Source organism: Methylobacterium sp. E-066 (genome assembly GCF_022829635.1).
Taxonomy (GTDB): Bacteria; Pseudomonadota; Alphaproteobacteria; order Rhizobiales; family Beijerinckiaceae; genus Methylobacterium.
Genome location: NZ_JAKSYO010000118.1, coordinates 16,542 through 42,383, shown reverse-complemented (window position 1 = coordinate 42,383; position 25,842 = coordinate 16,542). Strand labels below are relative to the sequence as shown.

Annotated in this window: 19 protein-coding genes and 1 tRNA gene; 8 read left to right on the top strand and 12 right to left on the bottom strand. The window is 69.1% G+C overall.

The genetic code is table 11. The features are described 5' to 3' along the window. Nucleotides 1-24 precede the first annotated feature (24 nt). The 10 genes from MKL20_RS17465 to MKL20_RS17420 form a co-directional block, all read right to left on the bottom strand. On the bottom strand, nucleotides 25-786 hold the full coding sequence (locus MKL20_RS17465) for an ABC transporter ATP-binding protein (RefSeq protein ID WP_244037766.1): 762 nt from the start codon (nucleotides 784-786) through the stop codon (nucleotides 25-27). A gap of 23 nt (nucleotides 787-809) precedes the next feature. Next, the gene (locus MKL20_RS17460; RefSeq protein ID WP_244037729.1) at nucleotides 810-2,147 is read right to left on the bottom strand and encodes an ABC transporter substrate-binding protein; all 1,338 of its coding nucleotides are present in this window, start codon (nucleotides 2,145-2,147) and stop codon (nucleotides 810-812) included. 4 nt (nucleotides 2,148-2,151) lie between these two features. After that, nucleotides 2,152-3,219: a branched-chain amino acid ABC transporter permease gene (locus MKL20_RS17455; RefSeq protein ID WP_279594829.1), complete on the bottom strand. Its 1,068-nt coding sequence runs from the start codon at nucleotides 3,217-3,219 to the stop codon at nucleotides 2,152-2,154. A 4-nt stretch (nucleotides 3,220-3,223) separates the two neighbouring features. Further along, complete coding sequence (locus tag MKL20_RS17450; protein ID WP_244037727.1) at nucleotides 3,224-4,105, bottom strand: branched-chain amino acid ABC transporter permease; 882 nt, start codon at nucleotides 4,103-4,105, stop codon at nucleotides 3,224-3,226. Next, entirely contained in the window at nucleotides 4,102-4,887 is a 786-nt protein-coding gene (locus tag MKL20_RS17445; RefSeq protein WP_244037726.1) for an ABC transporter ATP-binding protein, read from the bottom strand. Before MKL20_RS17445 ends, MKL20_RS17450 begins: the two co-directional genes overlap by 4 nt. 8 nt (nucleotides 4,888-4,895) lie before the next feature. After that, nucleotides 4,896-6,305: an LLM class flavin-dependent oxidoreductase gene (locus MKL20_RS17440; protein WP_244037725.1), complete on the bottom strand. Its 1,410-nt coding sequence runs from the start codon at nucleotides 6,303-6,305 to the stop codon at nucleotides 4,896-4,898. A 363-nt stretch (nucleotides 6,306-6,668) separates the two neighbouring features. Further along, entirely contained in the window at nucleotides 6,669-7,655 is a 987-nt protein-coding gene (locus tag MKL20_RS17435) for an ABC transporter permease (RefSeq protein WP_244037724.1), read from the bottom strand. Beyond that, the gene (locus tag MKL20_RS17430) at nucleotides 7,652-8,689 is read right to left on the bottom strand and encodes an ABC transporter permease (RefSeq protein ID WP_409568164.1); all 1,038 of its coding nucleotides are present in this window, start codon (nucleotides 8,687-8,689) and stop codon (nucleotides 7,652-7,654) included. Before MKL20_RS17430 ends, MKL20_RS17435 begins: the two co-directional genes overlap by 4 nt. A gap of 4 nt (nucleotides 8,690-8,693) precedes the next feature. Beyond that, nucleotides 8,694-10,253 (bottom strand): sugar ABC transporter ATP-binding protein, encoded by a 1,560-nt coding sequence (locus MKL20_RS17425; protein ID WP_244037722.1) that lies wholly within the window; start codon nucleotides 10,251-10,253, stop codon nucleotides 8,694-8,696. A gap of 1 nt (nucleotide 10,254) precedes the next feature. Next, nucleotides 10,255-11,274, bottom strand: coding sequence for a sugar ABC transporter substrate-binding protein (locus MKL20_RS17420; RefSeq protein WP_244037721.1), 1,020 nt, complete (start codon nucleotides 11,272-11,274; stop codon nucleotides 10,255-10,257). A gap of 328 nt (nucleotides 11,275-11,602) precedes the next feature. Here MKL20_RS17420 and MKL20_RS17415 point away from each other — a divergent pair, with 328 nt between their 5' ends. Both MKL20_RS17415 and MKL20_RS17410 read left to right on the top strand, forming a co-directional pair. Beyond that, complete coding sequence (locus MKL20_RS17415; RefSeq protein WP_244037720.1) at nucleotides 11,603-12,823, top strand: SfnB family sulfur acquisition oxidoreductase; 1,221 nt, start codon at nucleotides 11,603-11,605, stop codon at nucleotides 12,821-12,823. Nucleotides 12,824-13,039: 216 nt separating this feature from the next. Continuing rightward, nucleotides 13,040-16,312 carry an efflux RND transporter permease subunit gene (locus tag MKL20_RS17410; protein WP_244037719.1) on the top strand — a complete coding sequence of 1,091 codons (3,273 nt, stop codon included), beginning with the start codon at nucleotides 13,040-13,042 and terminating at the stop codon, nucleotides 16,310-16,312. 217 nt (nucleotides 16,313-16,529) lie between these two features. On the opposite strand, the gene cynS is transcribed toward MKL20_RS17410, so the two are convergent. Then, entirely contained in the window at nucleotides 16,530-17,018 is a 489-nt protein-coding gene (gene cynS, locus MKL20_RS17405) for a cyanase (RefSeq protein WP_147856983.1), read from the bottom strand. 367 nt (nucleotides 17,019-17,385) lie between these two features. Here cynS and tsaE point away from each other — a divergent pair, with 367 nt between their 5' ends. The 3 genes from tsaE (at nucleotide 17,386) to MKL20_RS17390 (ending at nucleotide 19,967) form a co-directional block, all read left to right on the top strand. After that, nucleotides 17,386-18,963 carry a tRNA (adenosine(37)-N6)-threonylcarbamoyltransferase complex ATPase subunit type 1 TsaE gene (gene tsaE / locus MKL20_RS17400; RefSeq protein ID WP_244037718.1) on the top strand — a complete coding sequence of 526 codons (1,578 nt, stop codon included), beginning with the start codon at nucleotides 17,386-17,388 and terminating at the stop codon, nucleotides 18,961-18,963. Between the two features lie 83 nt (nucleotides 18,964-19,046). Next, entirely contained in the window at nucleotides 19,047-19,787 is a 741-nt protein-coding gene (locus MKL20_RS17395) for a nucleotidyltransferase family protein (RefSeq protein ID WP_244037717.1), read from the top strand. A gap of 103 nt (nucleotides 19,788-19,890) precedes the next feature. Then, nucleotides 19,891-19,967: transfer RNA gene (locus MKL20_RS17390), tRNA-Arg, on the top strand. 119 nt (nucleotides 19,968-20,086) lie between these two features. On the opposite strand, the gene MKL20_RS17385 is transcribed toward MKL20_RS17390, so the two are convergent. Then, on the bottom strand, nucleotides 20,087-20,335 hold the full coding sequence (locus MKL20_RS17385; protein WP_244037716.1) for a hypothetical protein: 249 nt from the start codon (nucleotides 20,333-20,335) through the stop codon (nucleotides 20,087-20,089). Nucleotides 20,336-20,456: 121 nt separating this feature from the next. On the opposite strand from MKL20_RS17385, the gene MKL20_RS17380 reads away from it, so the two are divergent. The 3 genes from MKL20_RS17380 (at nucleotide 20,457) to MKL20_RS17370 (ending at nucleotide 25,794) form a co-directional block, all read left to right on the top strand. Then, nucleotides 20,457-21,533 (top strand): catalase family protein, encoded by a 1,077-nt coding sequence (locus tag MKL20_RS17380; protein ID WP_244037715.1) that lies wholly within the window; start codon nucleotides 20,457-20,459, stop codon nucleotides 21,531-21,533. A gap of 259 nt (nucleotides 21,534-21,792) precedes the next feature. Next, nucleotides 21,793-22,311: a peptide-methionine (S)-S-oxide reductase MsrA gene (msrA, locus tag MKL20_RS17375; protein WP_244037714.1), complete on the top strand. Its 519-nt coding sequence runs from the start codon at nucleotides 21,793-21,795 to the stop codon at nucleotides 22,309-22,311. Between the two features lie 477 nt (nucleotides 22,312-22,788). Continuing rightward, entirely contained in the window at nucleotides 22,789-25,794 is a 3,006-nt protein-coding gene (locus MKL20_RS17370) for a PAS domain S-box protein (protein ID WP_244037713.1), read from the top strand. Nucleotides 25,795-25,842 lie beyond the last annotated feature (48 nt).

The window sequence follows — 25,842 nt, the reverse complement described above, 5'->3', positions numbered from 1 at the left end:
TCTCGTCCGGGCGAGGATTGAAGATCAGTGCCGCGTCGGCGCGTCTGCGCCGCCGAGATACAGCGCGGCGAGACGGCCGCTGGCGGCGAGTTCGGCGGAGGGGCCCGAGGCGACCACGCGCCCGCTCTCCAGCACGATGGCGCGGTCGGCGTGGTCGAGCACGAGGTTCGCGCTCTGCTCGGCGATCAGGACGCTCAAGCCCTCCTCGCGGTTGAGGCGGGCGATGATCGCGAAGATTTCGGCGACGATGATCGGGGCGAGGCCCATCGAGGGCTCGTCGAGGAGGAGCAGGGTCGGACGGGTCATCAGCGCGCGGCCGATGGCGACCATCTGCTGCTCGCCACCGGAGGTGAGGCCGGCCCGTGCGCTGCGGCGTTCTTTCAGGCGCGGGAACCAGCCGTAGACCCGATCGAGATCCGCGGCGAGCTGCCGCCGGCTCGGACGGCGCAGATACCCGCCGGTGAGCAGGTTCTCCTCCACGGTGAGCTGCCCGAAGACGTGCCGGCCCTCCAGCACCTGGACGATGCCGCGCGCCACGAGATCGGACGGATCGAGCCGCCGGGTCTCCTCGCCCTGCCATCGGATCGTGCCGCCGCGCAGGGCGCCCCGCTGAGCGCCCAGCAGGTTCGAGATCGCCCGCAGGGTCGTGGTCTTGCCGGCGCCGTTCGGGCCGACCAGCGCCACGATCTCACCCCGGGCGACGCTCAGGGACACGTCGTGGAGGGCCAGGATCGAGGCCCCGTAGACGGCCTCGATCGCCTCCACGTCGAGGAAGGGCGGCCGCACTAGGCCGGCCTCGACAGCCCGGGTCACCGGGCCGCCGCCTCGGCGGAATCCGCGGAGCGGGGCGTGATGCCCTTCTCCTTGGCGTAGGCCGCGGCGCCAGCCTTGATGAGGGGGGTGAGCAGCGCGTGATCGGCCTTGATCCAATCCGTCTGCAGCACCCATTTCGAGCCGTCCCAACTCTGGATGCGGGCCGCGCCGCCGCCCTCGTGATCGGTGGGCGTGATGGCAATGGGCTGGAGCAGTCCATCGAAGCCGATCTGCTTCAGCCGGGCCGGATCGATCGTCAGGTGCTCGAAGGCCCAGCGGCCCTCCTCGCCGTTGAGCGGACGCGCGCCGAAATGCTTGTAGCCCGTGCGGAGCGCCTCGACCGCGAGCGCGGCGTTGACGAGGCCGACGTTGTAGTTGACCGCGCCGAACAATTTGGCATCGCGCAGGTTCGACTTGCCCTTGTCGAGGATCTCGGCCTTCAGGCGCTTGTGGATCTCGAAGTCCGTTCCGCCTGGATAGGGCGCCAGCGCTGAATAGCCGACCGCCGCGCTGCCGGCCGGGATCGTATCGGATTCGGACCCCGCCCACACGTCGCCGATGATGCGGTTAGCCGGGAAGCCGAACCGCTGCGCGGTCTTCAGGGCTACGACGGTCGAGACGCCCCAGGTCCGCAAGAAGATCCAATCCGGCTTCACCTCGCGGATTTGGCGCCATTGCGGCGATTGCTCGCTGCCCGGATCGGCAACCGGGATCTGGATGTTCTCGAAGCCGTATGTCTTCGCGAGCGCGTCGACGGCAGGCTGGCTCGCCCGCCCATAGGCGCTGTCATGGTAGACGGTCGCGATCTTCAGGCCTTTCAGCTTGTCGAGACCACCGACCTTGGAGGCGATGTAGTTGATGCCGGTCGAAGCCTGGCTGTAGTAGCTGAAGAGGAGTGGGAACGCGTAGGGGAACACCGCTCCGTCCACGCTTTCGGTCTTGCCGCCCGCCGGATCGATCAGCGGGATCTTGTCGGCCGCCGCCTTTTCGAGGAGCGCGTAGGTGGCCGGCGTTCCGTGGGTGAAGAAGAAGGCGAGCGGCGAGCCGTCCTTGCCTGCTTTGACGCGCTCGTAGACCTCGACCGTACGATCGGGGCTCCACTCGGTCTCGAACTCTTCGTAGTTGAGCTTGACGCCTTCGACGCCGCCTTCGACCTCGTTGATGTAGCGGAAGTAATCGCGCTCGCCCGCCCACCAGAGCTCGCCGGACGACGCATAGGCACCGACACGATACGTGGGGAGCGGGATGTATTGGCTGACCTCTGCCGCGCAGGCGGGTGCGCCACCACCGAGCACGGTGCCGGCGAGAAGCGCGGCGAGCAGCAATCGTCTCACGGTTTTATCTCCTGACTGAAGGGAAGAGGGTGCGGCGGCTCGAACGGCGCAGGTTCGGCAAAGCGAGAAGCCGCGCGAGGCCCTCGGGCTCCTTGATCAGGAACCCGATGATGAGGACGCCGAAGATCGCCTTCTGGATGTTCTGACGCAGGCCTTCATCGACCTGCCCGGCGAACAGGTGCTGGAACGACCAGTCGAGAGCCAGGGGCAGCAGGCTGACGAACGCAGCGCCGAGGAAGGCGCCGCAGATAGTGCCGAGGCCTCCGATGATGATGATGAAGAGGATCTGGTAGGATCGTGAAAGGCCGAAGCTCTGCACGCTGGCCGAGCCGAGATAGGCGAAGGCCCAGAGTGCGCCCGCGATGCCGAGGATGAAGCTCGACACGAAGAAGGCCTGCAGCTTGGCGCTCCGGGTCGGCACCCCGATCACCGCGGCGGCCGCATCCATGTCACGCACCGCCATCCAATTGCGGCCCGTCTGGCTCCGGATGAGGTTCCACGACAGCAGCGTCAGGATCGCGACCGTGCCGAGAGTCAGCCAGTAGCGTCCGGGTGGGTTTTCGGCGTTGAGTCCGAAGACCGAAAGGCCGCGTGCCAACGCGATCGTGGCCGACGAGTTGCCGTTGTAGAACCACGGGAACTTGAGGAACAGCCACTCGAAGAAGAACTGCGCCGCAAGCGTGCTGACGATCAGGTAGAAGCCTTTGATGCGCCGCGAGGGCAGCCCGAAGAAGAGGCCGACAACCCCCGCCACCAGGCCGGCGAGAATGAAGGCAAAGGGCAGCGGAAGCGCGGGCACGCGGAGCTGAAGTGCGAAGGTCGCGTAGGCGCCCACCATCATGAATGCGCCGCTGCCGAGCGAGAGCTGGCCCGCATAGCCGGTGAGGAGATTGAGTCCGAGCCCCGCCAGGGACAGGATCAGGAACGGCACGATGATCGCGTTGACCCAATATTCCGTGGTCAGAAACGGCACCGTCAGAACGAGAGCCGTGACAGCCGCCACGCCAAAGGCGCGGGGCGCGACAACGATGGACGAAGGCGGGACATCGGAGCGTAGACCGACGTGGTCCATGGCGTCAGACCCGCTCGATCTGCCGTTCGCCCAACAGGCCGGCCGGACGGATGAAGAGGAAGACCAGGGCCAGCGCGTAAGCGAACCAGGGCGTGATGCCGCCACCCAGGAACGGGCCGATATACGTTTCGGCGAGGCTTTCTCCGGCGCCCACGACCACGCCGCCGACGATGGCGCCCGCGATGGAGGTGAAGCCACCGATGATCAGCACGGGAAGCGCCTTGAGAACTACGAGCGACAGCGAGAACTGCACGCCCTGGCGGGCGCCCCAGAGCAGCCCGGACACGAGACCGACAAGGCCCGCCACCGCCCAGACGATCTGCCAGATGCGGTTGATGTCGATGCCGAGGGACAGCGCGGCGAGGGTATCATTGGCGACGCCGCGGAGCTGGATGCCGATGCGTGTGCGGTTGAACAGCAGCGACAGGGCGATCACAAGCAGAGCGGCCACGCCGGCAGCGATGAGATCGAACTGGCTGATCATGATATCGCCGAGGAACATCGGCAGATCCTCGATGCCGAGATCGAGGGCGCGAACCTGCGATCCCATGAAGCCCTGCGCGACGCCTTCCGCCACATAGGAGAGCCCCAGCGTCGCCATGAACAGCGTGAGGGGGCTGCGATTGGTGAGCGGCCTGAGCAGAAGCCGCTCGATCGCGATCGCCGTGACGATGAGGAGGCCGACCGTGATCGCAAGGGCGCCGGCGACCGGCACGCCCGCGTCCTTCAGGGACACGAAGGCCAGGGCGCCGAAGAGCAGGATCGAGCCCTGCGCATAGTTGAAGACGCCCGAGGCCTTGTAGATCAACACGAAGCCGATCGCGACCAACGCGTACAGGGTGCCGGCCAGAACCCCGCCGATCAGGGTTTCGAGGAACAGGCTCATGCGGCCCTCTCCGCACGGTCCGAGCCGATATAGGCGGCGATCACGTCAGGGTTGCTGCGGATGGTCTCGGGCGGGCCGTCGGCAAGCTTGCGCCCGTAGTCGAGAACGACGACGTGGTCGGCGAGCCGAAGCACGATCCCGATATCGTGTTCAATGAGCACGATGGTCAGCTTCAGGTCGCGGTTCAGCCGTCCGATGATCGCGGCGATCTCTTCCTTTTCGCGCGCGTTCATGCCCGCCAGCGGCTCGTCGAGTAGAAGGAGCGTGGGTTTCGCGACGATGGCGCGGGCGAGTTCGACCTTCTTCTGGACGCCATAAGGCAGCGTACCGACGACCGTGCCGGCATGAAGATCGAGGTCGAACAGGTGCAGCACCTCGCGAGCCCTCTCGCGGAACGCGGCCTCCTGTGTCGAGGCGCGGGGCAAGCGCAGGGCCTCCTCGACGAGCGTCGCCTTCGCGTGTCGCGACAGGCCGACGATCACGTTGTCGAGCACGCTCATGCCTGAGAACAGCGCATTGTTCTGGAAGCTGCGGCCGATGCCGCGCCGCGCGGCTTTCATCGGCTCCATGCGGTGGAAATGCTCGCCCTCGAACACGACCGTGCCGGACTCCGCCCGGTAAACCCCGTTGAGGATGTTGAGCAGCGAACTCTTGCCGGCTCCGTTCGGGCCGATCAGCGCGCAGATCTCGCCGCGCCGGACCGCGAAGCTCAAGCCGTTGATCGCCTTGATGCCCTTGAACGCCAGCGAGACATCGGTGAGTTCGAGGATCGTGTCGGACAAGGCCGGCCTCACTCGGCCGCAGCGGCGGGGCGAAGCGCCGCCTCGCGGGCCTTCACGGCCTCGATGTCGCGGAATCCGTGGGCCGGATGCGTCTCCGGCAGATACGGCCCGCGGCCGAACAGCTTTTCGCGCAGCGTCCCGGGGCGGTAGGCCTTCGGATAGGCGCCGCGGCGCTGGAGCTCGGGCACCAGCAGGTTGACCGCATCCTCGAAGCTCTCGGGCGTCACGGCGTAGGCGAGGTTGAACCCGTCGACATCGGTCTCCGCGACCCATTCCTGCAGGATGTCGGCGACGGTCGCGGGCGAGCCGACGAAGACCGGGCCGACGCCGCCGATGCCGCCCCACCGGGCGAGCTCGGCGATCGACCAGGGGTTCTCCGCGGACGAGAAATGCTCGACCATCGACACGATGGCGTTGGTCTCGACCTTCTTGACGAGGTCGGTCGGCGCGTACTGCCCGAAATCGATGCCGCTCCAGCCCGACATGAACACCAGCGCGCCGTCGCAGGACGCGTAGGACCGGTAGTCCTCGAACTTCTTCTGCGCGGCCGCGTCGGTCTCGGCGACGATCACGGTGGTGAGGTTGTAGATCAGCACGTCGCGGGGCGAGCGCCCGGCGGCCTGGGCCTGCGCGCGCACATCGGCGACATAGGCCTTCAGCATCGGCTTCAGGGGCGCAGCCACGAACACGCATTCGGCGTGATGCCCCGCGAACGCCTTGCCGGGCCCCGAGGCGCCGGCCTGGTAGAGCACCGGCGTGCGCTGCGGTGAGGGCTCGCAGAGATGGTAGCCCGGCACCGTGAAATGGCGGCCGCGATGCCCGATCTCGTGGACCTTGGACGGGTCGGTGAAGATCCGCCGCTCCCGATCCCGCAGGACCGCGCCGTCCTCCCAGCTGCCCTCGAACAGCTTGTAGAGCACCTCGACATATTCCGCCGCGACTTCGTAGCGGTTGTCGTGGCGCTTCAGGCCGTCCTGGCCGACATTCTTCGCGCCGCTCTCGAGATACGAGGTGACGATGTTCCAGCCGACCCGTCCCTTGGTGTGATGGTCGGCCGTCGAGAGCCGGCGCGCGAAGGTGTAGGGGTGCTCGAACGAGGTCGAGGCGGTGATGCCGATGCCGAGATGCTCGGTCGCCAGCGCGATCGGGGCGGCGAGCTGGAGCGGATCGTTGACCGGGATCTGCGCCGCCTGATGCAGGGCGTGCCAGTTCGAGCCCTTGTAGACGTCGTAATAGCCGACGACGTCGGCGATGAAGATCCCGTCGAAGATGCCCCGTTCGAGAGTCCGGGCCAGATCCTGCCAGTATTCCAAGTCCTTGTACTGCCAGGAGCGGTCCCGCGGATGCGCCCACAGCCCCGGCGACTGGTGGCCCACGCAGTTCATGTCGAAGGCGTTGAAGCGGATCTGGCGGGTCATGGAGGGCGTGTGGTCCGGTTCGGGGGTCGGCAGCGCGCGGCACCCGCGTGCCGTATCAGACAGGGTAAGACGAGCGACCGACGCGCCGCTGTATCCAGGCAAGAATGGTGTTGATCGCCCTGCCGAGAAGCTGATTGCTTCTCAGATCATCCATCGATCAGGCATATTGTGAGGACAAATTCGTCGTTGTGCCGTGGAATGTTTGCGTTGCATCTGCCGAGTCGTCAATGAAACGGCCTGCTTTATTTCGCGAGCGGCGCGAAAGAAGGTTTTCTTATTGTCGCCTGCGGTAGGACGGGGCGCGATCTCCGAGCCGCGGCCGGCTTCGATGCCGCGCGCTCCCGCGCAAAAACGTCTTCCCGATCAGGCGTGCAGGCGCGGTCCCGCGAAGGCGAGGGCCAGGGTCGAAAAGATCAGCACGCCGGTGCCGACCTGCTGCCAGTAGAAATTCCAGCCGACGAGCAGCAGGCCGTTGGTCACGAAGGCGAACAGCACGACGCCCAGGATCGTGCCGGGGATGTTGGGCCGGCGGTTCCGGCTGAGCGAGGTCCCGATGAAGGCGGCCCCGATGCTGTCGAGCAGGTAGGCGTTGCCGGCATACGGCACGTAGGCGTTCACATGCGCCGAGAGCAGGATGCCGGCGAGCGCCGCAACGGCCGCGCTCGCCACGTAGACCAGCGCCAGGATCCGCCGCACCGGCAGGCCGGAATGGATCGCCACCTCCACTTGGGTCCCGACCGCCAGCACCTCGCGTCCGAAGCGCGTGCGCTCGAGCAGCAGCCGTGCGCCGACGCCCAGGATCAGCACCAGCCAGAGCGCGAGCGGCACGCCGAGGACGGCGCCGTGGCCGAGGACGGCCAGCGCGGCCGGGATGCGGTCGGCCGGGACGTAGACCGGGTTGCCGCCATCGGTGGTCAGCTGCTGCAGGCTGTGGCCGATGAACAGCGTGCCGAGGGTCGCCAGGAACGGCGTGATCGACAGCCGGGCGATCAGCAGCGCGTTGAACAGCCCGGTGCCGATCCCGGCGAGCAGCCCGTAGAGGCCGGCCAGGGCGACCGGCTGGCCGGCGCCGATCGCCGTGATGAAGGCCAGGCTGCCGAGATCGACGGCGGTCCCGACCGACAGGTCGGTGCCGCCCGCGGCGACGGCGAGCGTCATGGCGATGGCCACGATCGCCGCCAGGGCGACATTGTTGACCAGCACGCCGGTGACGTTCGCCACCGTGAGGAAGCCCGGCGCCGCGGCGGAGAAGGCGACGAGGACGAGCACCAGCGCGATCGGGATGCCGAACCGCACGATCTCCGCGGCGGGCAGGGCGAGGCGGCGGCGTTCCACCGTGACGAGGCTCATGCGGCGTGTCCCTTCGCCGAGGCTGCCGTCGCCCCCACGACGGCGAGGATCAGCGCCCCCTCGATGCCGTTCACCCAGTAGGTCGAGACGTGCAGGAGCTGGAAGCCGTTGGTCAGGCTGCCGACGAACAGGGCCGCGAGCAGCGTGCCGGGGACGGTCGGGACCAGGCGGCGCGAGAACACCACGCCCAGGAAGGCCGTGGCCACCACGGGCAGCAGCATGTCGGCGGAGCCGCCGGTCGCGCTGTTGAGGAACGCCACGGAGGCGATGCCGGCCAGGCCGCCGGACAGCCCGCTCGCGAGATAGGAGCCGGCCCTGTAGCGGCCAATCGAGAGGCCGGCGGCGCGGGCGGCCTCCGGATGGGCGCCGACCGCGGAGGCGCGCGGGCCGAGCGCGGTGAGGCGTAAGCTCGCCGCAAGGGTCAGCGCCACGGCGAGCAAGAGGTAGCCCAGGACCGGCACGTCCAGCGGTCCGGTGCCGCCGAGCCACTCGATCAGGGGCGAGGCGGCCGGGATGGTGGTGTTCTCGGTGATTACCAGTTCCAGCCCGGCGCAGATGTTCATGGTTGCCAGGGTCGCGAGCAGCGGCGGGATGCGCAGGCGCAGGACCGCGATGGCGTTCACGAGGCCGACCGCGAGACCGGTGCCGAGCGCCGCGGCCACGCAGGCGGCATCGCCGGCGCCGGCCTGGTTGAGCCCCGCGAACGCGGCGGCCGAGAGCCCGTGGGTGCCGGCGAGCGACAGGTCGATGCCGCCGGCGACGACATCCGTGCCGCCGGTGATCAGCACCAGCGTCAGCCCGAGGCCCAGGATCCCGAGCACGCTCGATTGCGCCAGGATCAGGCCGAGATTGGCCGTGCCCAGGAACGCCGGCACCCGGGCCGCGAAGACGGCCAGCACCACCAGGACCAACAGGAAACTGCCGGCGCTGCGCAGGCCGGCGAGGGTTCCCGCCCCTCCCGCGAGCCATGCGTCTGGATCAGCCGCCGGATCCGTCAGGGCGATGCTGGGCACGGTCTCGAATCCGCGATCCATTGCGCTAGGCGGCACGGCTGGCCTCCGCGCCGGGCCCGTCGCCCGTCAGGGTCGCGTTAAGCAGGCTCTCGGCGGTGGTCCCGGCCGCGGGATGCTCCGACACGATCGCCCCGCGATACAGGACGAGCACGCGGTCGCAGATCCCGAGCAGCTCGTCGAGATCGGTGGAGAGCAGCAGGATGCCGGCCCCGCCCTCGGCCAATCCGGCGATCAGCCGGTAGATCTCGGCCTTGGCGGCGATATCCACCCCGATGGTCGGTTCGTCGAGGATATAGAGGCCGGCCTCCCGGGCGAGCCATTTGCCGAGCACCACCTTCTGCTGGTTGCCGCCGCTGAGCGTCCGGACCGGTGCCTCGGGGCCGGCCGCCTTGATCTGCAGATCGCCGATCAGGCGCAGCGCCTGTGCGCGCTCCCGGACCCGATCGAGCCAGCCCCGGCGGCTCACCCGGTCGAGGCTCGCCAGCGTCAGGTTCTCGCGGATGCCGAGGTCGAGGGCGACCCCGTGGGCGCGGCGGTTCTCCGGCACCAGCGCGAGGCCCCGCCGCACGGCGTCGTGCGGGTTCGCGACGTGCGCGACCCGCCCGTCGACCGTCACCGTGCCGGCCTTGATCGGCGCGAGGCCGAACAGCGCCTGGACGAGTTCCTTGGCGCCCGAGCCGAGCAGGCCGGTGAGGCCCAGCACCTCGCCGCGCCGGAGGACGAAGGAGACGTCGCGCAAGGCCGGCGGCACGCTCACCCCGGCCAGGGCGAGCACGGGCGCGCCGGGCTCGGCGCGATGGCGCGGGAAGAGGTCGCTCACGTCCCGCCCGACCATCAGGCGGGTGAGCGCCGCCGTCGAGGTCCGGCGCGGATCGACCTCAGCGACGTCCCGGCCGTTGCGCATCACCGTCACCGCGTCGCAGTGGCGCTCGATCTCGGCGAGGTAGTGGGAGATGTAGAGCGTGGTCAGGCCGTTCGCCTTGAGGCGCGCGATGGCGGCGAACAGGTGCTCCGCCTCGCGCTTGGCGAGCGCCGCCGTCGGCTCGTCGAAGACCACGATCTTCGGCTCGGCCAGCAGCGCCCGGGTGATCTGCACGATCTGCTGCTGCGCGATCGTGAGGTCGCGGATCAGCGCGTTCCGCGGCAGGCGTATCCCGAAGAAGCGCGCGATGGCGGCCTCGGCCCGCTTCTGCAGGCCGCCCGACAGATAGCCGAAGCGCGACCCCGCGGCCTCGCGGCCGAGGAACAGCGCCTCGCCGACCGTGGCGGTCGGAACCAGCAGCCGCTCCTGGTGGATGAACGCGATGCCGAGCTCTTCCACCCGGCCGGGGGTGATCCCGGCGATCGGGGTGCCGTGCAGCGCGACCGTCCCGGCTTCGGGCGTCACCAGCCCGGCCAGGACCTTGATGAGCGTCGACTTGCCGGCCCCGTTCTGGCCGATCAGCCCGTGGATGGTCCCCGGCGCGACGGTCAGCGCGGCGCCGTCGAGGGCGCGGGTCGGCCCGAAGGTCACGACCAGATCGCGCATCGCGAGGGCCGGCGGCGGATCGGGCGGCGGCGTCCGGGTCGGATCGGCGGCGGCCATGTCAGGCCTGGCCGAGCTGCCGCTGGACCTCGGCGGCGTTCGCCTTGTTGGCGATGATCGCCGGCAGGAACGTCTGGGATGGCAGGCTCCTGTCGCCGGTTAGATAGCGGGCGACGTTGAGCACGGCGGTCCGGCCGATCGCGGCGGGCTGCTGCGCCGCCACGGCGCCCGCCGGCGCGTTCGGATCCTTGACCAGCGCCAGGACCTCCGGCGTCCCGTCGACGCCGTAAGTGCGGATCTCGGTGCGGCCGGCGGCGATCAGCGCCTGCGTGGCGCCGAGCTGCGGGATGTCCCAGGCCGACCAGATCGCCGCGATCGAGCCTTTTTCGGGATACTTGCTGAGCAGCGCCGTGATCTGCCCATAGGCGTCCTGCACCGTGTTCGGGATTACGTCCCGCAGCTCCGGCTGGACGATGCTGGCCTCCGGGTAATACTTCAGGACGGTCTTGAGCTGCGCGTAGCGGATCTCGCAGACCGGGACGCCGGCGAAGCCGTTGAACACGACGATCTTGCCCCGGCCATTGATGTCCGAGACGAGCTGCAGCGCCAGCTGCGCACCGAGCGAAAAATTGTCCGAGGTCGCCGTGTTGATCACGTTGGTCGAGGGCAGGTCTACGGAGAACACCGGGATCCCGGCCTGGCGCAGCTTCTTCAGCCACGGGTCGACCACCGTCAGGGTCCCGAGCGTCTGGATGACGGCGTCGGGCTTCTGGGTCGCCAGGGTCTGCAACTGGCTGACCAGGGCCTTGTCGCTGCGCCCGGCATCGAGGCCGATCGGGGTGCCGCCGAGTTCCTTCACGGTCTCGACCTGCGCCTGATAGGCCTTGAGGTCGAAGAAGTGATCCGTCCCGGCGACGCTGATCGCGATGGTCTTGCCCTTCAGCGACAGCGTTTCGTCGGCTCCGACGGCCGGCCCGGCCTCACCGGCCCGGGCCGCGCCCTGAACCAGGGACGCGGCGCCCAGGGCCGCGCCCATCTGCATCAGGGCGCGTCGTGACGGATGCGCGCGCGTCTCGGGCATGGCTCTCAGAATTCCGGCAGGGTGGTCGGGCGATCGTGGCGCATCAAGATCGGTCCGAACTGGCCGGATGATCAATCGGGTTTGTTCGCGCGTTTCTGGAACAAAATTCTCACCCGATCCGATCGTGCAAGACAAAATCACTTCGGCTCAGGACCAGATTGTATGTCTATTGGACGGCTACATCTTCCAGGAGACACAAGACGCGCCACCTCTCGCTTGACTTGCACGGACGTTTGCTTTCGCTTGCGCCCCGTTGCGCGGTTCGCCAGCCGGCTCGGCCCGGATTGAACGCCCCCGCGACAGCCTGATTCCGTCCCGAGACCCCGCCATGCCGACCGCCGCGCCGACACCGCCATTCGCGCTTCATCCGCAGGCGCACCGCATCGCCTCCGAGGCCGAGGCGCTGCGGATCGCGCGCGATCTGGCCGCCGATTTCGCCACCGGCGCCGCCGAGCGGGACCGCGACCGGCGCCTGCCGGTGGCGGAGCTCGATCGGTTCTCGGGCTCCGGCCTGTGGGGCATCACGGTGCCCGCGGCCTATGGCGGCCTGGGCGCGAGCTTCGTCACGGTGGGGGAGGTGATCGCCCTCGTCTCGGCCGCCGACCCATCCCTGGGCCAGCTTCCGCAGAACCATCTCGCGGCGCTCGACGTGATCCGGGTCACGGCCTCCGAGGCGCAGAAGCGGCTCTGGTTCGACCGGGCGCTGCGCGGCTATCGGCTGGGCAACGCCTTCTCGGAGCGCAACAGCCGCCATGTCGGCGCCTTCGAGACGACCTTGCGCCGCGACGGCGAGAGCTTCGTGGTCGAGGGCGACAAGTTCTACGCCACCGGCGCGCTGTTTGCGCATTACATCCACATCGGCGCGGTCGACCCGGAGGGCCGGGTCCACCTCGCCATCGCGGACCGCGACGCGCCCGGCCTCACGATCACCGACAGCTGGTCCGGGTTCGGCCAGCGCACCACGGCGAGCGGCGATGTCACCCTGCGCGGCGTGCGCGTGGGACCCGAGGCCGTGATCCCGGCCTGGCGGGGCGGCGAGGCGCCGTCGTCGAACGGGGCGGTCTCGCAGTTCATCCAGGCGGCGGTCGATCTCGGCATCGCGCGCGGCGCCCGCGACGAGACGATCCGCTTCATCCGGACGCGCGCCCGGCCATGGATCGACAGCGGCCGCGCGCAGGCGACGGAGGATGTCCTGACCATCCACCAGATCGGCGACCTCACCGTGAAGCTGCGCGCGGCCGAGGCCATGCTGGCCCGGGCCGGCCGCGCGATCGACGCCATCCTGGACGCGCCGACCGACGCCGCGGTCACCGAGACGGCGGTCGCGGTGGCCGAGGCCAAGGTGCTGACCACGGAGATCGCGCTGCTCGCCGCCGACAAGCTCCACGAACTGTCCGGCACGCGCTCGGTTCTGGCGGCCGACAACCTCGACCGCCACTGGCGCAACGCCCGCACGCACACGCTGCACGACCCGGTCCGCTGGAAGTATTTCCACATCGGCAACCACGCCCTGAACGGCACCGCGCCGCCGCGGCACGCCTGGAGCTGAGGGGCTGGGATCGTCCCGGAAAGCTGCGCGTATCTCCGGCCGCCCCGCTCATCCGGCGGCGATGCGCGAACCGTCTCGCCCGTAGCGCGTCCCAACCCCTGCGGCGTCGCGGCCCGTCCCTTGCCTGGCTGGACATGATAGCGAAACAGGCTTGGCGTCCGGTACGCCGGCACGCGATGCGAACAGGCTGGCCTTGCGCCGGCCGGCGGAGACCGCATGGGCCTCGTCCTCTACGCACTCAAGTTCCGGATCACGACCTACGTGCTGGCCGTGCTGATGATGCTCGGCGGCGTCGGCGCGATCATCGTCACGCCCAAGGACGTGCTGCCGGTCGTCGACATCCCGGTGGTGGTCGTGGTCTGGACCTATACCGGCCTGTCCACGCCGGAGATGGAACAGCGCATCACGACCTATGCCGAGTACGGCATCTCCAACAACGTCAACAACATCCGCCGCATGGAGTCGACCACGCTCCAGGGCACGGCGGTGCAGCGGATCTACTTCGATCCCGCGGTCAGCATCGATCTGGCCATCGCCCAGGTGGTGTCCTCGACCAACTCGATCCGCGCGGCGATGCCGGCCGGCACGCAGCCGCCGATCATCGTGCGCTACTCGGCCTCCTCGGTCCCGGTGATCCAGCTGGCCCTGACCTCGGCCAAGGACAGCCTCAACCAGGTCTACGACTACGCCCAATACCGCATCCGGCAGACCCTGGCGCAGGTGCCGGGCTCGACCCTGCCGGCGCCGTTCGGCGGCGCGCCGCGCCAGATCATGGTCGATCTCGACCTCAACGCCCTCCAGGCGCTCGGGCTGACGCCGCTGGACGTCACCAACGCCATGACGGCCCAGAACCTCACGGTGCCGTCGGGGCTGGCCAAGATCGGCGAGCAGCAATACCCGATCCAGCTCAACGCCACGCCGCCCTCGATCGAGACCCTGAACCTCGCGCCGATCAAGGTGGTGGCCGGCCAGCCGGTGCTGATGCGCGACGTCGCCTATGTCCGCGACGGCGGGCCGCCGCAGATCAACGTGGTCCGGGCCGATGGCGGCCAGGCCGTGCTGATGCAGGTGATCAAGAACGGCACCGCCTCGACGCTGAACGTCGTCAACAACGTCAAGGCGGCGATGCCGACGATCCGGGCCGCCGCCCCCGAGGGGCTGACGATCAAGCCGCTGTTCGACCAGTCGGTGTTCGTCTCGAACGCCATCGAGGGCGTGCTGCACGAGGCCGCCATCGCGGCGGCGCTCACGGGGCTGGCGATCCTGCTGTTCCTGGGCTCGTGGCGCTCGACCCTGATCGTGCTGATCTCGATCCCGCTCTGCGTGATGACCTCGCTCGCCGTGCTGGCGGCGCTGGGCGAGACCATCAACGTGATGACGCTGGGCGGCCTCGCCCTCGCGGTCGGCATCCTGGTGGACGACGCCACGGTGGCGATCGAGAACACCTACCGGCTGTTCGAGGAGGGCGAGGAGTTCCGCGAGAGCGTGGTCCACGGCGCCGCCGGCATCGCCAAGCCGGCTTTGATCTCGACCCTGTCGATCTGCGCCGCCTTCACGGCGGTGTTCGCGCTCACCGACACGCCCAAATACCTGTTCACCCCGCAGGCGCTCGCGGTCGTGTTCGCGATGCTGACCTCCTACCTGCTGTCGCGCACCCTGGTGCCGCTCATGATCGACGTGATCGTGGCGCCGGAATACCGGCAGAAGCACGCGAAAGACCGGGACGCGCGCGATCCGCCCCGCCGGGGCCGCATCGCCCGGGCCTTCGGCTTCGTCTCCGCGCCGCTGTTCCGCCTCGCCGGGCGCGCCCACGGGGCGTTCGAGCGCGGCTTCACCCGGTTCCACCGGGGCTATATCGGCCTGCTCCACGCGGTGCTGGGCCATCGGATCGTCACCCTGGGCGTCGTGGGCTTCGTCCTCGGGATGACCGGATTGCTGTTCGTCTTCGTCGGCGAGGATTACTTCCCGCAGATCGAGTCGAGCCAGATGACCATGCACCTGCGCACCCGCACGGGCATGCGCATCGAGACCACCCAGCAGGTCTTCGCCGCGGTCGAGGACACGGTCCGCGAGGTGATCCCGCCGGCCGAGATCGAGCAGATCCTCGACAATATCGGCCTGCCCTCGACCAACTACAATTTCGCCTTCTCGGACGGCTCGTTCGTCTCCTACAACGACGGCCAGATGCTGATCAGCCTCAAGGAGGGCCACGGCTCGGTCGCCGGCTACACGAAGCGCCTGCGGGAGGTGCTGATGAAGCGCTTCCCCGATCTGACCGTCTATTTCCAGCCGGCCGACATGATCACCCAGATCCTGAATTTCGGTGTCATCACGCCGATCGACGTGCAGGTCTCCGGCCGGCACAAGGAGAAGGACCTGGAGGTCGCCCAGCGCATCGTCCAGCGGCTCAAGCACACCAAGGGCCTAGTCGACGTCCACCTGCAGCAGATCGTCAACGAGCCGCAATTCTACGTCGACGTCGACCGGCGGCTCGCCTCCGAGCAGGGGCTCACCGAGCAGCAGGTGGCGCAGAACATGAACATCTCGCTGTCCGGCAGCTACCAGGTCACGCCGAACTTCTGGCCCGACCCCAAGACCGGCATCCCCTACCAGCTCTGGGTGCAGACGCCGGAATACCGCAACGCCTCGCTCGCCGACCTGCGCAACACGCCGATGTTCGTGCGCGCGGCCGCCACCTCCGGCACCGGCCCCGGCGTGCTGACCCTGCTGTCGAGCCTCGCCGAGCTGCGCCGGGTGCCGACCCAGACGGTGATCAACCACGTCAACATCCAGCCGACCTTCGACATCTTCGCCTCGGTCCAGGACCGCGACCTCGGCTCGGTCGCCCGCGACATCGACGCGATCGTGCAGGACGAGCAGAAGAACCTGGAGGCGCCCGACAAGATCACGGTGCGCGGCCAGATCGAGAACATGCGCTCGGCCTTCTTCCGCCTGGAGATCGGGCTCGGCATCGCGCTGATCGCCGTCTACCTGCTGATGGCGGTGAACTACCAGAGCTGGGGCGACCCGTTCGTGGTGATCGCCGCCCTGCCGATGGCGTTCTGCGGCATCACCTTCGCGCTGTTCATCACCGGGACCGCCTTCTCGATCCCGTCGATCTTCGGGGCGATCATGTCGGTGGGCATCGCCTCGGCGAACTCGATCCTGCTCGTGACCTTCGCCAAGGAGCACCGGGAGGAAACCGGCTGCGGCGCCCTGGAGGCGGCGATCACCGCCGGCGAGACCCGCCTGCGGCCAGTGCTGATGACCGCCTCGGCGATGTTCTTCGGGCTGATCCCGATGGCGCTGGGCACCGGCGAGGGCGGCGAGCAGAACGCCGCGCTCGCCCGCGCCGTGATGGGCGGCATCGCCTTCGCCACCCCGGCGACCCTGCTGCTCGTGCCGTTCCTCTACGTGCTGCTGCGGAGCGGGCCCGCGCAGCCGGTGCAGGATTATCTGGGGGCGGAGGGCGAGGCGGCGGCGGTGTGAGGGCTATGTCCTCCCCCCAACCTCATCCTGAAGTGTGAGCGGAGCGAGCCTCGAAGGAGCCCTCCAGCCGGCCGCGCGATCCCTGGAGGCCTCCTTCGAGGCCTCCGCTGCGCTTCGTCGCCTCAGGATGAGGGGAGCGTTCGGGATATCCGTCGGGTCGGCCGCAGCCTCCCCGTCTCCGCGATCGCGATGACGGGGAAACGCCGGGGCGCCGCCCCTATCCCTCTTTAAAACCGTATTCCGGCGTGTCGTCGTCGTTGCCGTAATACTTGTACGGCAGGAACTTGCCCGACATGGTCAGCTTCACCCGGTCGCCCTTGTTGTTGGCCTCCCGGGCCATCTCCATGTTGAAGTCGATCGCCGACATGATGCCGTCGCCGAACTCCTCCTGGATCAACTCCTTGAAGGTCGTGCCGTAGACCATCACCAGCTCGTAGAACCGGTAGATCAGCGGGTCGGTGGGCGGCATCGCCGGGATCGAGCCGCGATAGGGCGCCTCGTTGAGCATCCGCTCCTCGGCGACCGTCAGGCCGAACAGCTCGGCGGCCCGCTTGGCCTGGGCCTTGGGCAGCTTCATCTGGCCCATGCAGGCGGCGGTGATCAGGAACGGCGAGAGGCCGCCGATCGCCTCGTGGATGTGGGCCCAGCTCCAGCCCTTCTCGCGTTTGATGTCGAGAAGCTTCTCGGTCAGGTCGGCGCGCTTCATTCGGGGCTCCGTGCTCGTTCGTCAGGCTGGTTCGGGTGAGGCCGCGGGGGGCGAGCGGCCTCACCCCACCCCGGGCGGGGTGCGCACCCGGACCGGAACCGACGGGGGGCATCGGTCGGCACCGGGCACGGAACGCGGCCCGCGGTCTCGGCTGAGACGCGCGGAAACCGCGCGGTTGCAAGGGCTGCGCCAGCCAATTCTTCGCAGAGATCACAATTCGCGACGCACCGGATGTTTCCGCTGCGAAGACATTGCGAAGCGTGGTTTCGATGCACCGGACCGGCGGGAAGCGCGCCGCCGCGGCCGGAAACGCTTGCATCCGCGGCGTGTTTTCGGACCATGCGCCCTCGGGTCTCGGAGGCGGGCTTTGGACGGGGACGATCAGGACGAACAGAGGGCGGGCGCATCCGCGCCGCCGGCCCCATGGGAATTCGTGCTGCCGGAGGAGACGGCCACGGAGGATCTCGGCCTGTTCCTGTCCGAGTTCCTTTGCCCTGGCGACGTCGTGGCGCTCTCGGGCGGCCTCGGCGGCGGCAAGACCACCCTGGCGCGGGCGGTGATCCGCGAACTCGCCGGCGATCCGCGCCTGGAGGTGCCGAGCCCGACCTTCACGCTGATCCAGCCCTACACGGCCCGCGACGGTCGGGCGATCGTCCACGCCGACCTCTACCGCCTGCGCGACCCCGACGAATTGGTGGAACTCGGCTTCGACGAGATGGCCGAGGACGCCATCACCCTGGTCGAGTGGCCCGACCGGATGCCGCCCCGCGACGGCCCGGTGCTCACCATCGACCTGTCCCTGCGGGCCGAGTTCGGCGCCGAGGCGCGCCTCGCCCGGATCGACGGCACCGGCGGCATGCGCGCCCGGCTCGACCGGGCCCGGGCGGTGCGCCGCCTGCTCGACCGCAGCGGCTGGGACATCGCCGAGCGCACCCTGATGCAGGGCGACGCCTCGTCCCGGGCCTACGAGCGCCTGACCAAGCCCGACGGCACCAGCGCCGTGCTGATGATCGCCCCGCCCCGGCCCGACGGCCCGCCGGTCCGCGACGGCAAGCCCTACAGCGCGATCGTGCACCTGGCCGAGAGCGTCCACGCCTTCGTGGCCCTCGACCGCGGCCTGCGGGCGCTCGGCTTCTCGGCGCCGAAGATCTACGGCGAGGACCTGCCCGAGGGCCTGCTGATCCTCGAGGATCTGGGCAGCGAGCCCGTGGTCGAGGGCGGCGCGCCGCGGCCCGAGCGCTACACCGAGGCGGTGCGCCTGCTCGCCAAGCTCCACGCGACGCCGCTGCCCGCGGTGCTGCCGGTGGCCGACGGCATCGAGCACGTCCTGCCCGTCTACGACGAGGCGGCCTTGCTGTTCGAGGCGGAGCTGATGCCCGAATGGTACGCCCCGGCGATCCGGAACGTCGCGCTGTCCGAGGCGGACCGGGCGGAGTTCGTGGCCCTGTGGCGCGCCGCCCTGCAGAACGCGGTGCCCGACCGCGCCACCTGGACCCTGCGCGACTACCACTCGCCGAACCTGATCTGGCTGCCCGAGCGGGAGGGGCTGGAGCGGGTCGGGCTGATCGATTTCCAGGACGCCGTGATGGGCCATCCGGCCTACGACGTCGCCTCGCTGCTGCAGGATGCCCGGGTCGATACCAGCGCCGAGTTCGAGCTGCGTCTGCTCGGGCTCTACGCCCGGGAGCGCCGCAGCCGCGACCCGGCCTTCGATGTCGGCGCCTTCGCCACCGCCTACGCGCTGCTGGCCGCCCAGCGCGCCACCAAGATCCTGGGCATCTTCGCCCGGCTCGAGCGGCGCGACGGCAAGCCCGGCTACCTCGCCCACCTGCCGCGGATCGAGGGCTATCTCGCCCGCAACCTCGCCCATCCGGCGCTCGCCGAGCTGCGGGCCTGGCACGCGGCGCACCTGCCGGGCCTCGTCGCGCCCGAGGAGGAGGCCTGAGCCCGCAGGGCTCCGCCCTGCGCCCGCCAAAGGTCTCGGACCTTTTGAAACCATGACTTGCAATGCTTGATCCGGATTCCCGCATGAGCGAGCCCGCCCCCGCCGTCACCCGTGCGTTCGTGCTGGCCGCGGGCCTGGGCAAGCGCATGCGGCCGGTGACCGCCACGGTGCCGAAACCCCTGGTGGAGGTGGCCGGCAAGGCGCTCCTCGACCACGCCCTCGACCGGGCCGCGGAGGCCGGGATCGAGACCGCGATCGTCAACGTCCACTACCTGCCCGACCTGATCGAGGGGCATCTCGCCCGCCGGACGGAGGGACCCGCCATCCAGGTCTCGGACGAGCGCGCCGCGCTGCTGGAGACCGGCGGCGGCATCCGCAAGGCGCTGCCGCTCCTCGGCGACGCGCCCTTCGTGGTGCTGAACTCGGATTCGTTCTGGCTCGAGGGCCCGGCCCCCAACCTGCGCCGGCTGATCGCCGCCTGGGATCCGGACCGCATGGACGCCCTGCTGCTGGTCGCCCCCACCGCCACGAGCCTCGGCTACGATGGGGCAGGGGATTTTGTCATGGACGCGGACGGCCGCCTGGAGCGCCGCGGCGAGCGCGAGATCGCTCCGTTCATCTACGCGGGCGTGGCGATCCTGACGCCGAGCCTCTTCGCCGACACGCCGGACGGCGCCTTCTCGCTTAACCTCCTGTTCGACCGGGCGATCGCGACCGGCCGGCTCTCGGGCATGCGCCTCGACGGCCAGTGGCTGCATGTCGGCACCCCAGAGGCGATCCAAGCGGCCGAGGAGCGCGTCCGCGCGAGTGCCCGGACCCCATAGCGCCGGGCCGTTTCAAGCGTGGCACAATCAGTCTTGCCAAGCCCGATCCGAGCCTCTAGAAGCCCCTTCACACCGGCGGGCCAAGCCCCCGCCGCCGTGTCAGGCGCCCGTAGCTCAGCTGGATAGAGCACCAGACTACGAATCTGGGGGTCAGAGGTTCGAATCCTTTCGGGCGCGCCAACACGCAGATATCATTCCATAATCTGCCGGATGCACCTCGGGTAACGCTGTGGATCACAGCGCAACCGCTTGGTGACGGCTACCGCCCGCGCGAGCGGCGCTCGAATCTGTGCCCTCTATCAGGCGAAGACGGCGTCGAAAGTCGCGCGTCGTACCAGCCAGCCGAGCTCCAAGTCTCCCACATGATGCGGCCGAACCCCTTGAGGTCGGCCTGCACGGATTTCTGGCAGCGCTTGGTCCCCAGAAACCAGTGGTTCCACTGACGCTGGCACTGCCGGAACGGCGGCGTTCGATCCCCAGTCATGACCAGCAACCATGACGATCCCGAGGTCGAGCGCACCCATCAGGTCGATGGCGTTGTCGGCCAATCGCCGCCCATCCAGCATTCACCGCAAATTGTTCACGGACAATTGACCGGTCAGCAATCCGGAACGGGGGGACGGCCATCATTGTTCGTTTCGAAACCGAACCGCGCCGGAGTCCCTGACCTTGCAAGCACCTGTCCGCTACAGCCCCGATGTCGAGCACGTGCAGCCCGACGAGGGTAAGACCATCGCGGGACTGAACGAGACCTTCGATACCATCCTCAAAACGGTCGCCGACGATTCCGGCCACGCCGTCCGCTCCGTCCACGCCAAGGCCCACGGCATCCTGGAAGGCGTCCTTCGGATCGATCCGAGCCTGCCGCCGGAACTGGCTCAGGGGCTGTTCGCCAAGCCCGGCGAGCACAAGGTCTACATGCGGCTCTCGACCAATGCCGGCGACATCCTGCCCGACGCGGTCTCGCTGCCCCGGGGCCTCGCCCTGAAGGTTTTGGATGTCGCGGGCGAGCGCCTGCCCGATGCCGAGGGCACGACCCAGAACTTCATCATGGTCAACGGCAAGGTCTTCCAAGCCCCGAACGCCCGGAAGTTTCTGGGCAGCCTCAAGCTGCTCGCCGGCACCACTGACCGGGTCGAGGGCCTGAAGGTCGCGGCCTCCACGGTGCTGCGCGGCGTCAACAAGGCCCTGACGGCGGTGGGCATCGAGAGCCCGACCATCGGCTCGCTCGGCGGCGCGCCCAACGTCGATCCGCTCGGCGAGACCTATTACAGTGTCACCCCGTTCCGGTACGGCGACCACATCGCCAAGTTCTCGATCGCCCCCGTCGCTCCCGGGCTGACCGCGCTGACCGGCACCGAGATCGATGCCTCCGGCCGCCCGAACGCGATCCGCGAGACGGTGCGCTCCGAGATGACGGGGATCGAAGGCGTGTGGGAATTCCGAGTTCAGCTCTGCCGCGACCTCGAGCGCCAGCCCGTCGAGGATCCGACCGTCGAATGGAGCGAAGACGAGGCGCCGTTCCAGCGGGTCGGCCTGATCACCGTCCGTCCGCAGGACAGTTGGGATGAGTCCCGCGTCCGCACCGTGGATGAGGAGATGCGCTTCAGCGTCTGGACGGGGCTCGCCGCCCATCGGCCGCTGGGCAACATCAACCGCGCCCGCAACGCGCCCTACCGGCACTCGGCCGAGTTCCGCCAGCGCTTCAACGGCTGCCCGATCCACGAGCCCGGCGCCGGGCGCTGAGGGAGGCCTGCATACGCCATTCGATCGGGGCGGCGGCCGTCGTCTTCATCGTTCTTGGCGCACGCAAGGTCCGGCAGGCTGCGGCAAGGCGCTGCCCAACGCCTGCGCCTGCATGAGGGTCGAGGCTTGCTGAAGGGGCGCCGGATCGGAAGCACGAAAAATTCCGGCGGGCGTTATCGCCCCCGGGCGGGGCGAAGCGCGATCGGAGTTCCCATCTAACGGCCATGACGGGACGCTTCGGTCCTACGGAGGAAGCACGATGAGCGAAGAGAGAGCGGTACTGGCGGGTGGCTGCTTCTGGGGCATGCAGGATCTGATCCGGCGCCAGGACGGCGTCATCACCACCCGCGTCGGCTACACCGGCGGCGACGTGCCGAATGCGACCTACCGCAACCACGGCACCCATGCCGAGGCCATCGAGATCGTCTATGACCCGGCCAGAACGAGTTTCCGGCGCATCCTGGAGTTCTTTTTCCAGATCCACGACCCCACGACGCCGAACCGCCAGGGCAACGACCGGGGGCTGAGCTACCGTTCGGCCATCTATTATCTCGACGACGTGCAGCGGCAGGTCGCGGTGGATACCATTGCCGATGTCGACGCGTCGGGGCTCTGGCCGGGCAAGGTGGTGACCGAGGTGGCGCCGGCGGGGCCGTTCTGGGAGGCCGAGCCGGAGCATCAGGATTACCTGGAGCGTCGGCCGGATGGCTACACCTGCCACTTCATCAGGCCGAACTGGACGCTGCCGGTCCGGTCCCCGGCCTCGCAGGACGCCTGAGCGTCGAGCGCGGGCGCCGGAGCGAAGTCGTTCGCGGCCCCGCGCCTGTTTGACCGTGACGAAGCTCCGGCCCGCGCAATGATCGCGGGGACGCCGATGACGGGCGAGGCCGCCCGTGGCTGATTCCGGCCCCCATGGACGGCGTCGCCCTGGCCTGAGAGATCGGCCGGCGTCCGGCTGGAGCGCTCGCCGCCGACGTGGACACCGGGCCGGCGTCAGCGAGGGCGGTGAGTCCGAAGCGGAAAGGCCAGCCCGATTGCAACGCGATCGGGAACGGCTTTAAGCCACCTATCGGCCCGGGACGGCCTCGATCTCCTGCGCGAGTCTGATTCGGTCGAGCAGCTTTCCTGTATCCTTCGTCGGGTGACGACCTGACGTCGCAAGGCATGGAGCGGGGCGACGTCTCCGAGGCCTTCGGGCCTTCCGACGTAACCGTGCGCGATGGACCGATCCGCCAGCCCCGAGTGTAATCTCACGATGCGTTCGACCCCAACGAGCGAGACGGCTCGCCTCCGGGCGCTGGAGAGCTACCGCCTGCTCGACACACCGCGCGAGAGCGACTTCGACGAGATCGCGGAGGCTGCGGCGGAGCTCTGCGATGCACCCATCGGCGTGGTCAACCTGATCGGCGACGGCCGCCAGTTCTTCAAGGCGGAGGTCGGCCTGGGCGTGCGCGAGACGCCCCTCGAATCGTCCTTCTGCCGCCAAGCTCTGCTGCAGGAAGATTTTCTCTACGTTCAGGACGCCGCGCGCGATCCGCGGTTCATCGGAAACCCCCTCGTCGTCGGCGATCCCGGTCTGCGCTTCTATGCCGGGGCCCTGCTCAAGACGCCTGACGGCCATCCCGTCGGCACGGTCTGCGTTCTCGACACGAAGCCTCACGAACTGACCGAGCGGCAGCGCAAGGGGCTGATGCGCCTGGCCCGGCAGACCATGGTGCAGATGGAACTGCGCCGCGCGCTGCGGGAGCAGGCCGAGCAGCGCCTGCTGCACGAGCGCATCCTCGACAGCGCGACCGACTACGCGATCATCGCGACCGACGCCCGGGGCAACGTCACGCGCTGGAATGCGGGCGCCGAGAACGTGCTGGGCTGGAGCGAGGCCGAGATGCTGGGCCACTCGGCCGCCCTGTTCTTCACGCCGGAGGACCGTGCCGGCGCGCGGCCGGAAACCGAGATGGCGCTCGCGCTGCAGAACGGCAGCGCCCCCGACGAGCGCTGGCACGTGCGCAAGGACGGCAGCCGCTTCTGGGCCTCGGGAGAGCTGATGCCCCTGAAGGCGGATGATGGCGACGTGATCGGCTTCCTCAAGATCCTGCGCGACCGCACCGAAAGGCGCGCGACCGAGGCGGCCCTGCAGGCGAGCGAGATGCGCTACCGCTCGCTCGTCGAGATCAGCCCCCAGGTCGTATGGTTCGGCGATGCCGAGGGCAACGTCACCTATTGCAACGCCTACTGGTACGATTACACGGGCTTGCCGCCCGGCGTGACCGGAGAGGCCAGCTGGATGTCCGTCATCCATCCCGATTACCGCGAGTCTACCCGGCAGGCTTGGCTGGCGGCGGCGCGCTCGGGACAATCCTACGAGATCGAGTTCCCGCTTCGGCGCGCGGACGGTGAACACCGCTGGTTCCTGTCCCGGGCGAAGCCGATCCCCAACGCGGACGGGACCGTGCAGAGCTGGATCGGGACGTCCCTCGACATCCACGAGCGCAAGGTCGCCGAGCGCCGCTTCAAGGCCCTGACCGAGCTCGCGCCGGCGATCATCTGGTTCGGTACGCCCGACGGCGGCGTCAGCTACCTCAACGACCGCTGGTTCGCCTACACCGGACAGACGCCGGAGCAGGCGCTGCCGTCCGGCTGGGTCGAGGTCATCCACCCGGACGACCTGGACGGCCTGCTGAGCGTCTGGGACGAGGCCCGCGCGCGGGAGATCGTCTACGACACCGAGGCGCGCCTGCGCCGCTATGACGGGCAGTATCGGTGGTACCTGATCCGCGCCGAGCCGATGCGCGATGCCGGCGGTGCCGTCACGGGCTGGCTCGGCAGCAACACCGATATCCATGACCGCAGGCAGATCGAAGAGGATCTGCGCAAGGCGCGCGAGCAGCTGCGCCTCGCCGTCGAGGCGACCGGGACCGGCATCTTCGATTACGACCTCGTCGCGGACGTGCTGGAATGGGACCTGCGCACCCGCGCCTTTTTCGGCCTAGGACCGGACGCGCCCGTCAACCTCGACGTCTACTTGGCCCGTCTGCACCCGGACGACCGGGCCAGGGCGGACGAGGCGGTCCGGGCCGCGCTCGATCCAGCCGGCAATGGCGCCTACGACATCACGTACCGCGTTGTCGCCCCCGAGGACGGGATCGAGCGCTGGGTCTCGGCCAAGGGCCAGACGCTGTTCGCGGGCGACCGACCGGTGCGCCTCATCGGCACGGCGCGCGACGTCACCGAAAGCCGGAAGGCGGAGCAGATCCTGCGCGAGACCGAGGAGCGCTACCGGCTGGCCTCCCGCGCCACCAACGACGCGATCTGGGACTGGAACCTCACGACGAACCATATCCTGTGGAACGAGGCCCTCCAGACCGCCCACGGCTATGGGCCGGACGCGGTCGAACCCACCGGAGACTGGTGGATGGCCCACATCCACCCCGACGACCGGGCGCGCGTCGACGCCTCGATCCATGCGGTCATCGACGGCACCGGCCTCGTCTGGAGCAACGAATACCGCTTCCAGCGGGCGGACGGCTCCTACGCCAGCATCCTCGATCGCGGCTACGTCATCCGCGCCGGCGACGGCCGCGCCATCCGCATGATCGGCGCCATGCTCGACATCACGGCGCGCAAGCGGGCGGAGGAGCACCAGCGCCTGCTCACGGGCGAGCTCCAGCACCGGGTCAAGAACACCCTCGCCCTCGTCCAGGCCATCGCCAGCCAGACCCTGCGCGGCGCCACCGATGTCGACGCCATGCGCGAGGCGTTCGCGTCCCGCCTGATCTCGCTGGGACGCGCCCACGATATCCTCACCGCGTCGAGCTGGACGGAGGCCCCCATCCAGGAGGTGGTGGACGGGGCGCTGGCGGTGCATCGCGGCGTCGCTCCGCACCGCATCCGCGTGAGCGGCCCGAACGTTCCCCTGGCGGCCAAGTCCGCGCTGTCGCTGGCGCTCGCCCTGCACGAGCTCGCCACCAACGCGACCAAGTACGGGGCTCTCGCGAACGAATCCGGCGCCGTGGACCTGTGCTGGCACGTCGTGAAGGCGAATGGGGCCTCACGCTTCTGCCTGACCTGGTCGGAGCAGGGCGGGCCGCCGATCCTCTCGCCGCCGACGCGTCGGGGCTTCGGCTCGCGCCTGATCGAGCGCAGCTTCGCCGGCGAGGTGGGCGGGCATGTCCAGCTCACCTACGCCCCGACCGGCCTGGTCTGCCACTTGGAGGCGCCGCTCCGCGCCATGCAGGACCATCGCGACGAGGCGGCGGCCTGACCTCATTTTTCACCCTCTGTCGCCGCTGTCTGGAACGACTTGGCCGAG

Bases quoted from the DNA above. Each gene is read 5' to 3' on its own strand.
- MKL20_RS17410 (WP_244037719.1), top strand. From the start codon at position 13,040: ATGGGCCTCGTCCTCTACGCACTCAAGTTCCGGATCACGACCTACGTG.
- MKL20_RS17455 (WP_279594829.1), bottom strand. From the start codon at position 3,219: ATGGACCACGTCGGTCTACGCTCCGATGTCCCGCCTTCGTCCATCGTT.
- MKL20_RS17435 (WP_244037724.1), bottom strand. From the start codon at position 7,655: ATGAGCCTCGTCACGGTGGAACGCCGCCGCCTCGCCCTGCCCGCCGCG.
- MKL20_RS17425 (WP_244037722.1), bottom strand. From the start codon at position 10,253: ATGGCCGCCGCCGATCCGACCCGGACGCCGCCGCCCGATCCGCCGCCG.
- msrA (WP_244037714.1), top strand. From the start codon at position 21,793: ATGAGCGAAGAGAGAGCGGTACTGGCGGGTGGCTGCTTCTGGGGCATG.
- MKL20_RS17450 (WP_244037727.1), bottom strand. From the start codon at position 4,105: ATGAGCCTGTTCCTCGAAACCCTGATCGGCGGGGTTCTGGCCGGCACC.
- MKL20_RS17415 (WP_244037720.1), top strand. From the start codon at position 11,603: ATGCCGACCGCCGCGCCGACACCGCCATTCGCGCTTCATCCGCAGGCG.
- MKL20_RS17395 (WP_244037717.1), top strand. From the start codon at position 19,047: ATGAGCGAGCCCGCCCCCGCCGTCACCCGTGCGTTCGTGCTGGCCGCG.
- MKL20_RS17440 (WP_244037725.1), bottom strand. From the start codon at position 6,305: ATGACCCGCCAGATCCGCTTCAACGCCTTCGACATGAACTGCGTGGGC.
- MKL20_RS17370 (WP_244037713.1), top strand. From the start codon at position 22,789: ATGCGTTCGACCCCAACGAGCGAGACGGCTCGCCTCCGGGCGCTGGAG.
- MKL20_RS17420 (WP_244037721.1), bottom strand. From the start codon at position 11,274: ATGCCCGAGACGCGCGCGCATCCGTCACGACGCGCCCTGATGCAGATG.
- cynS (WP_147856983.1), bottom strand. From the start codon at position 17,018: ATGAAGCGCGCCGACCTGACCGAGAAGCTTCTCGACATCAAACGCGAG.
- MKL20_RS17430 (WP_409568164.1), bottom strand. From the start codon at position 8,689: ATGGATCGCGGATTCGAGACCGTGCCCAGCATCGCCCTGACGGATCCG.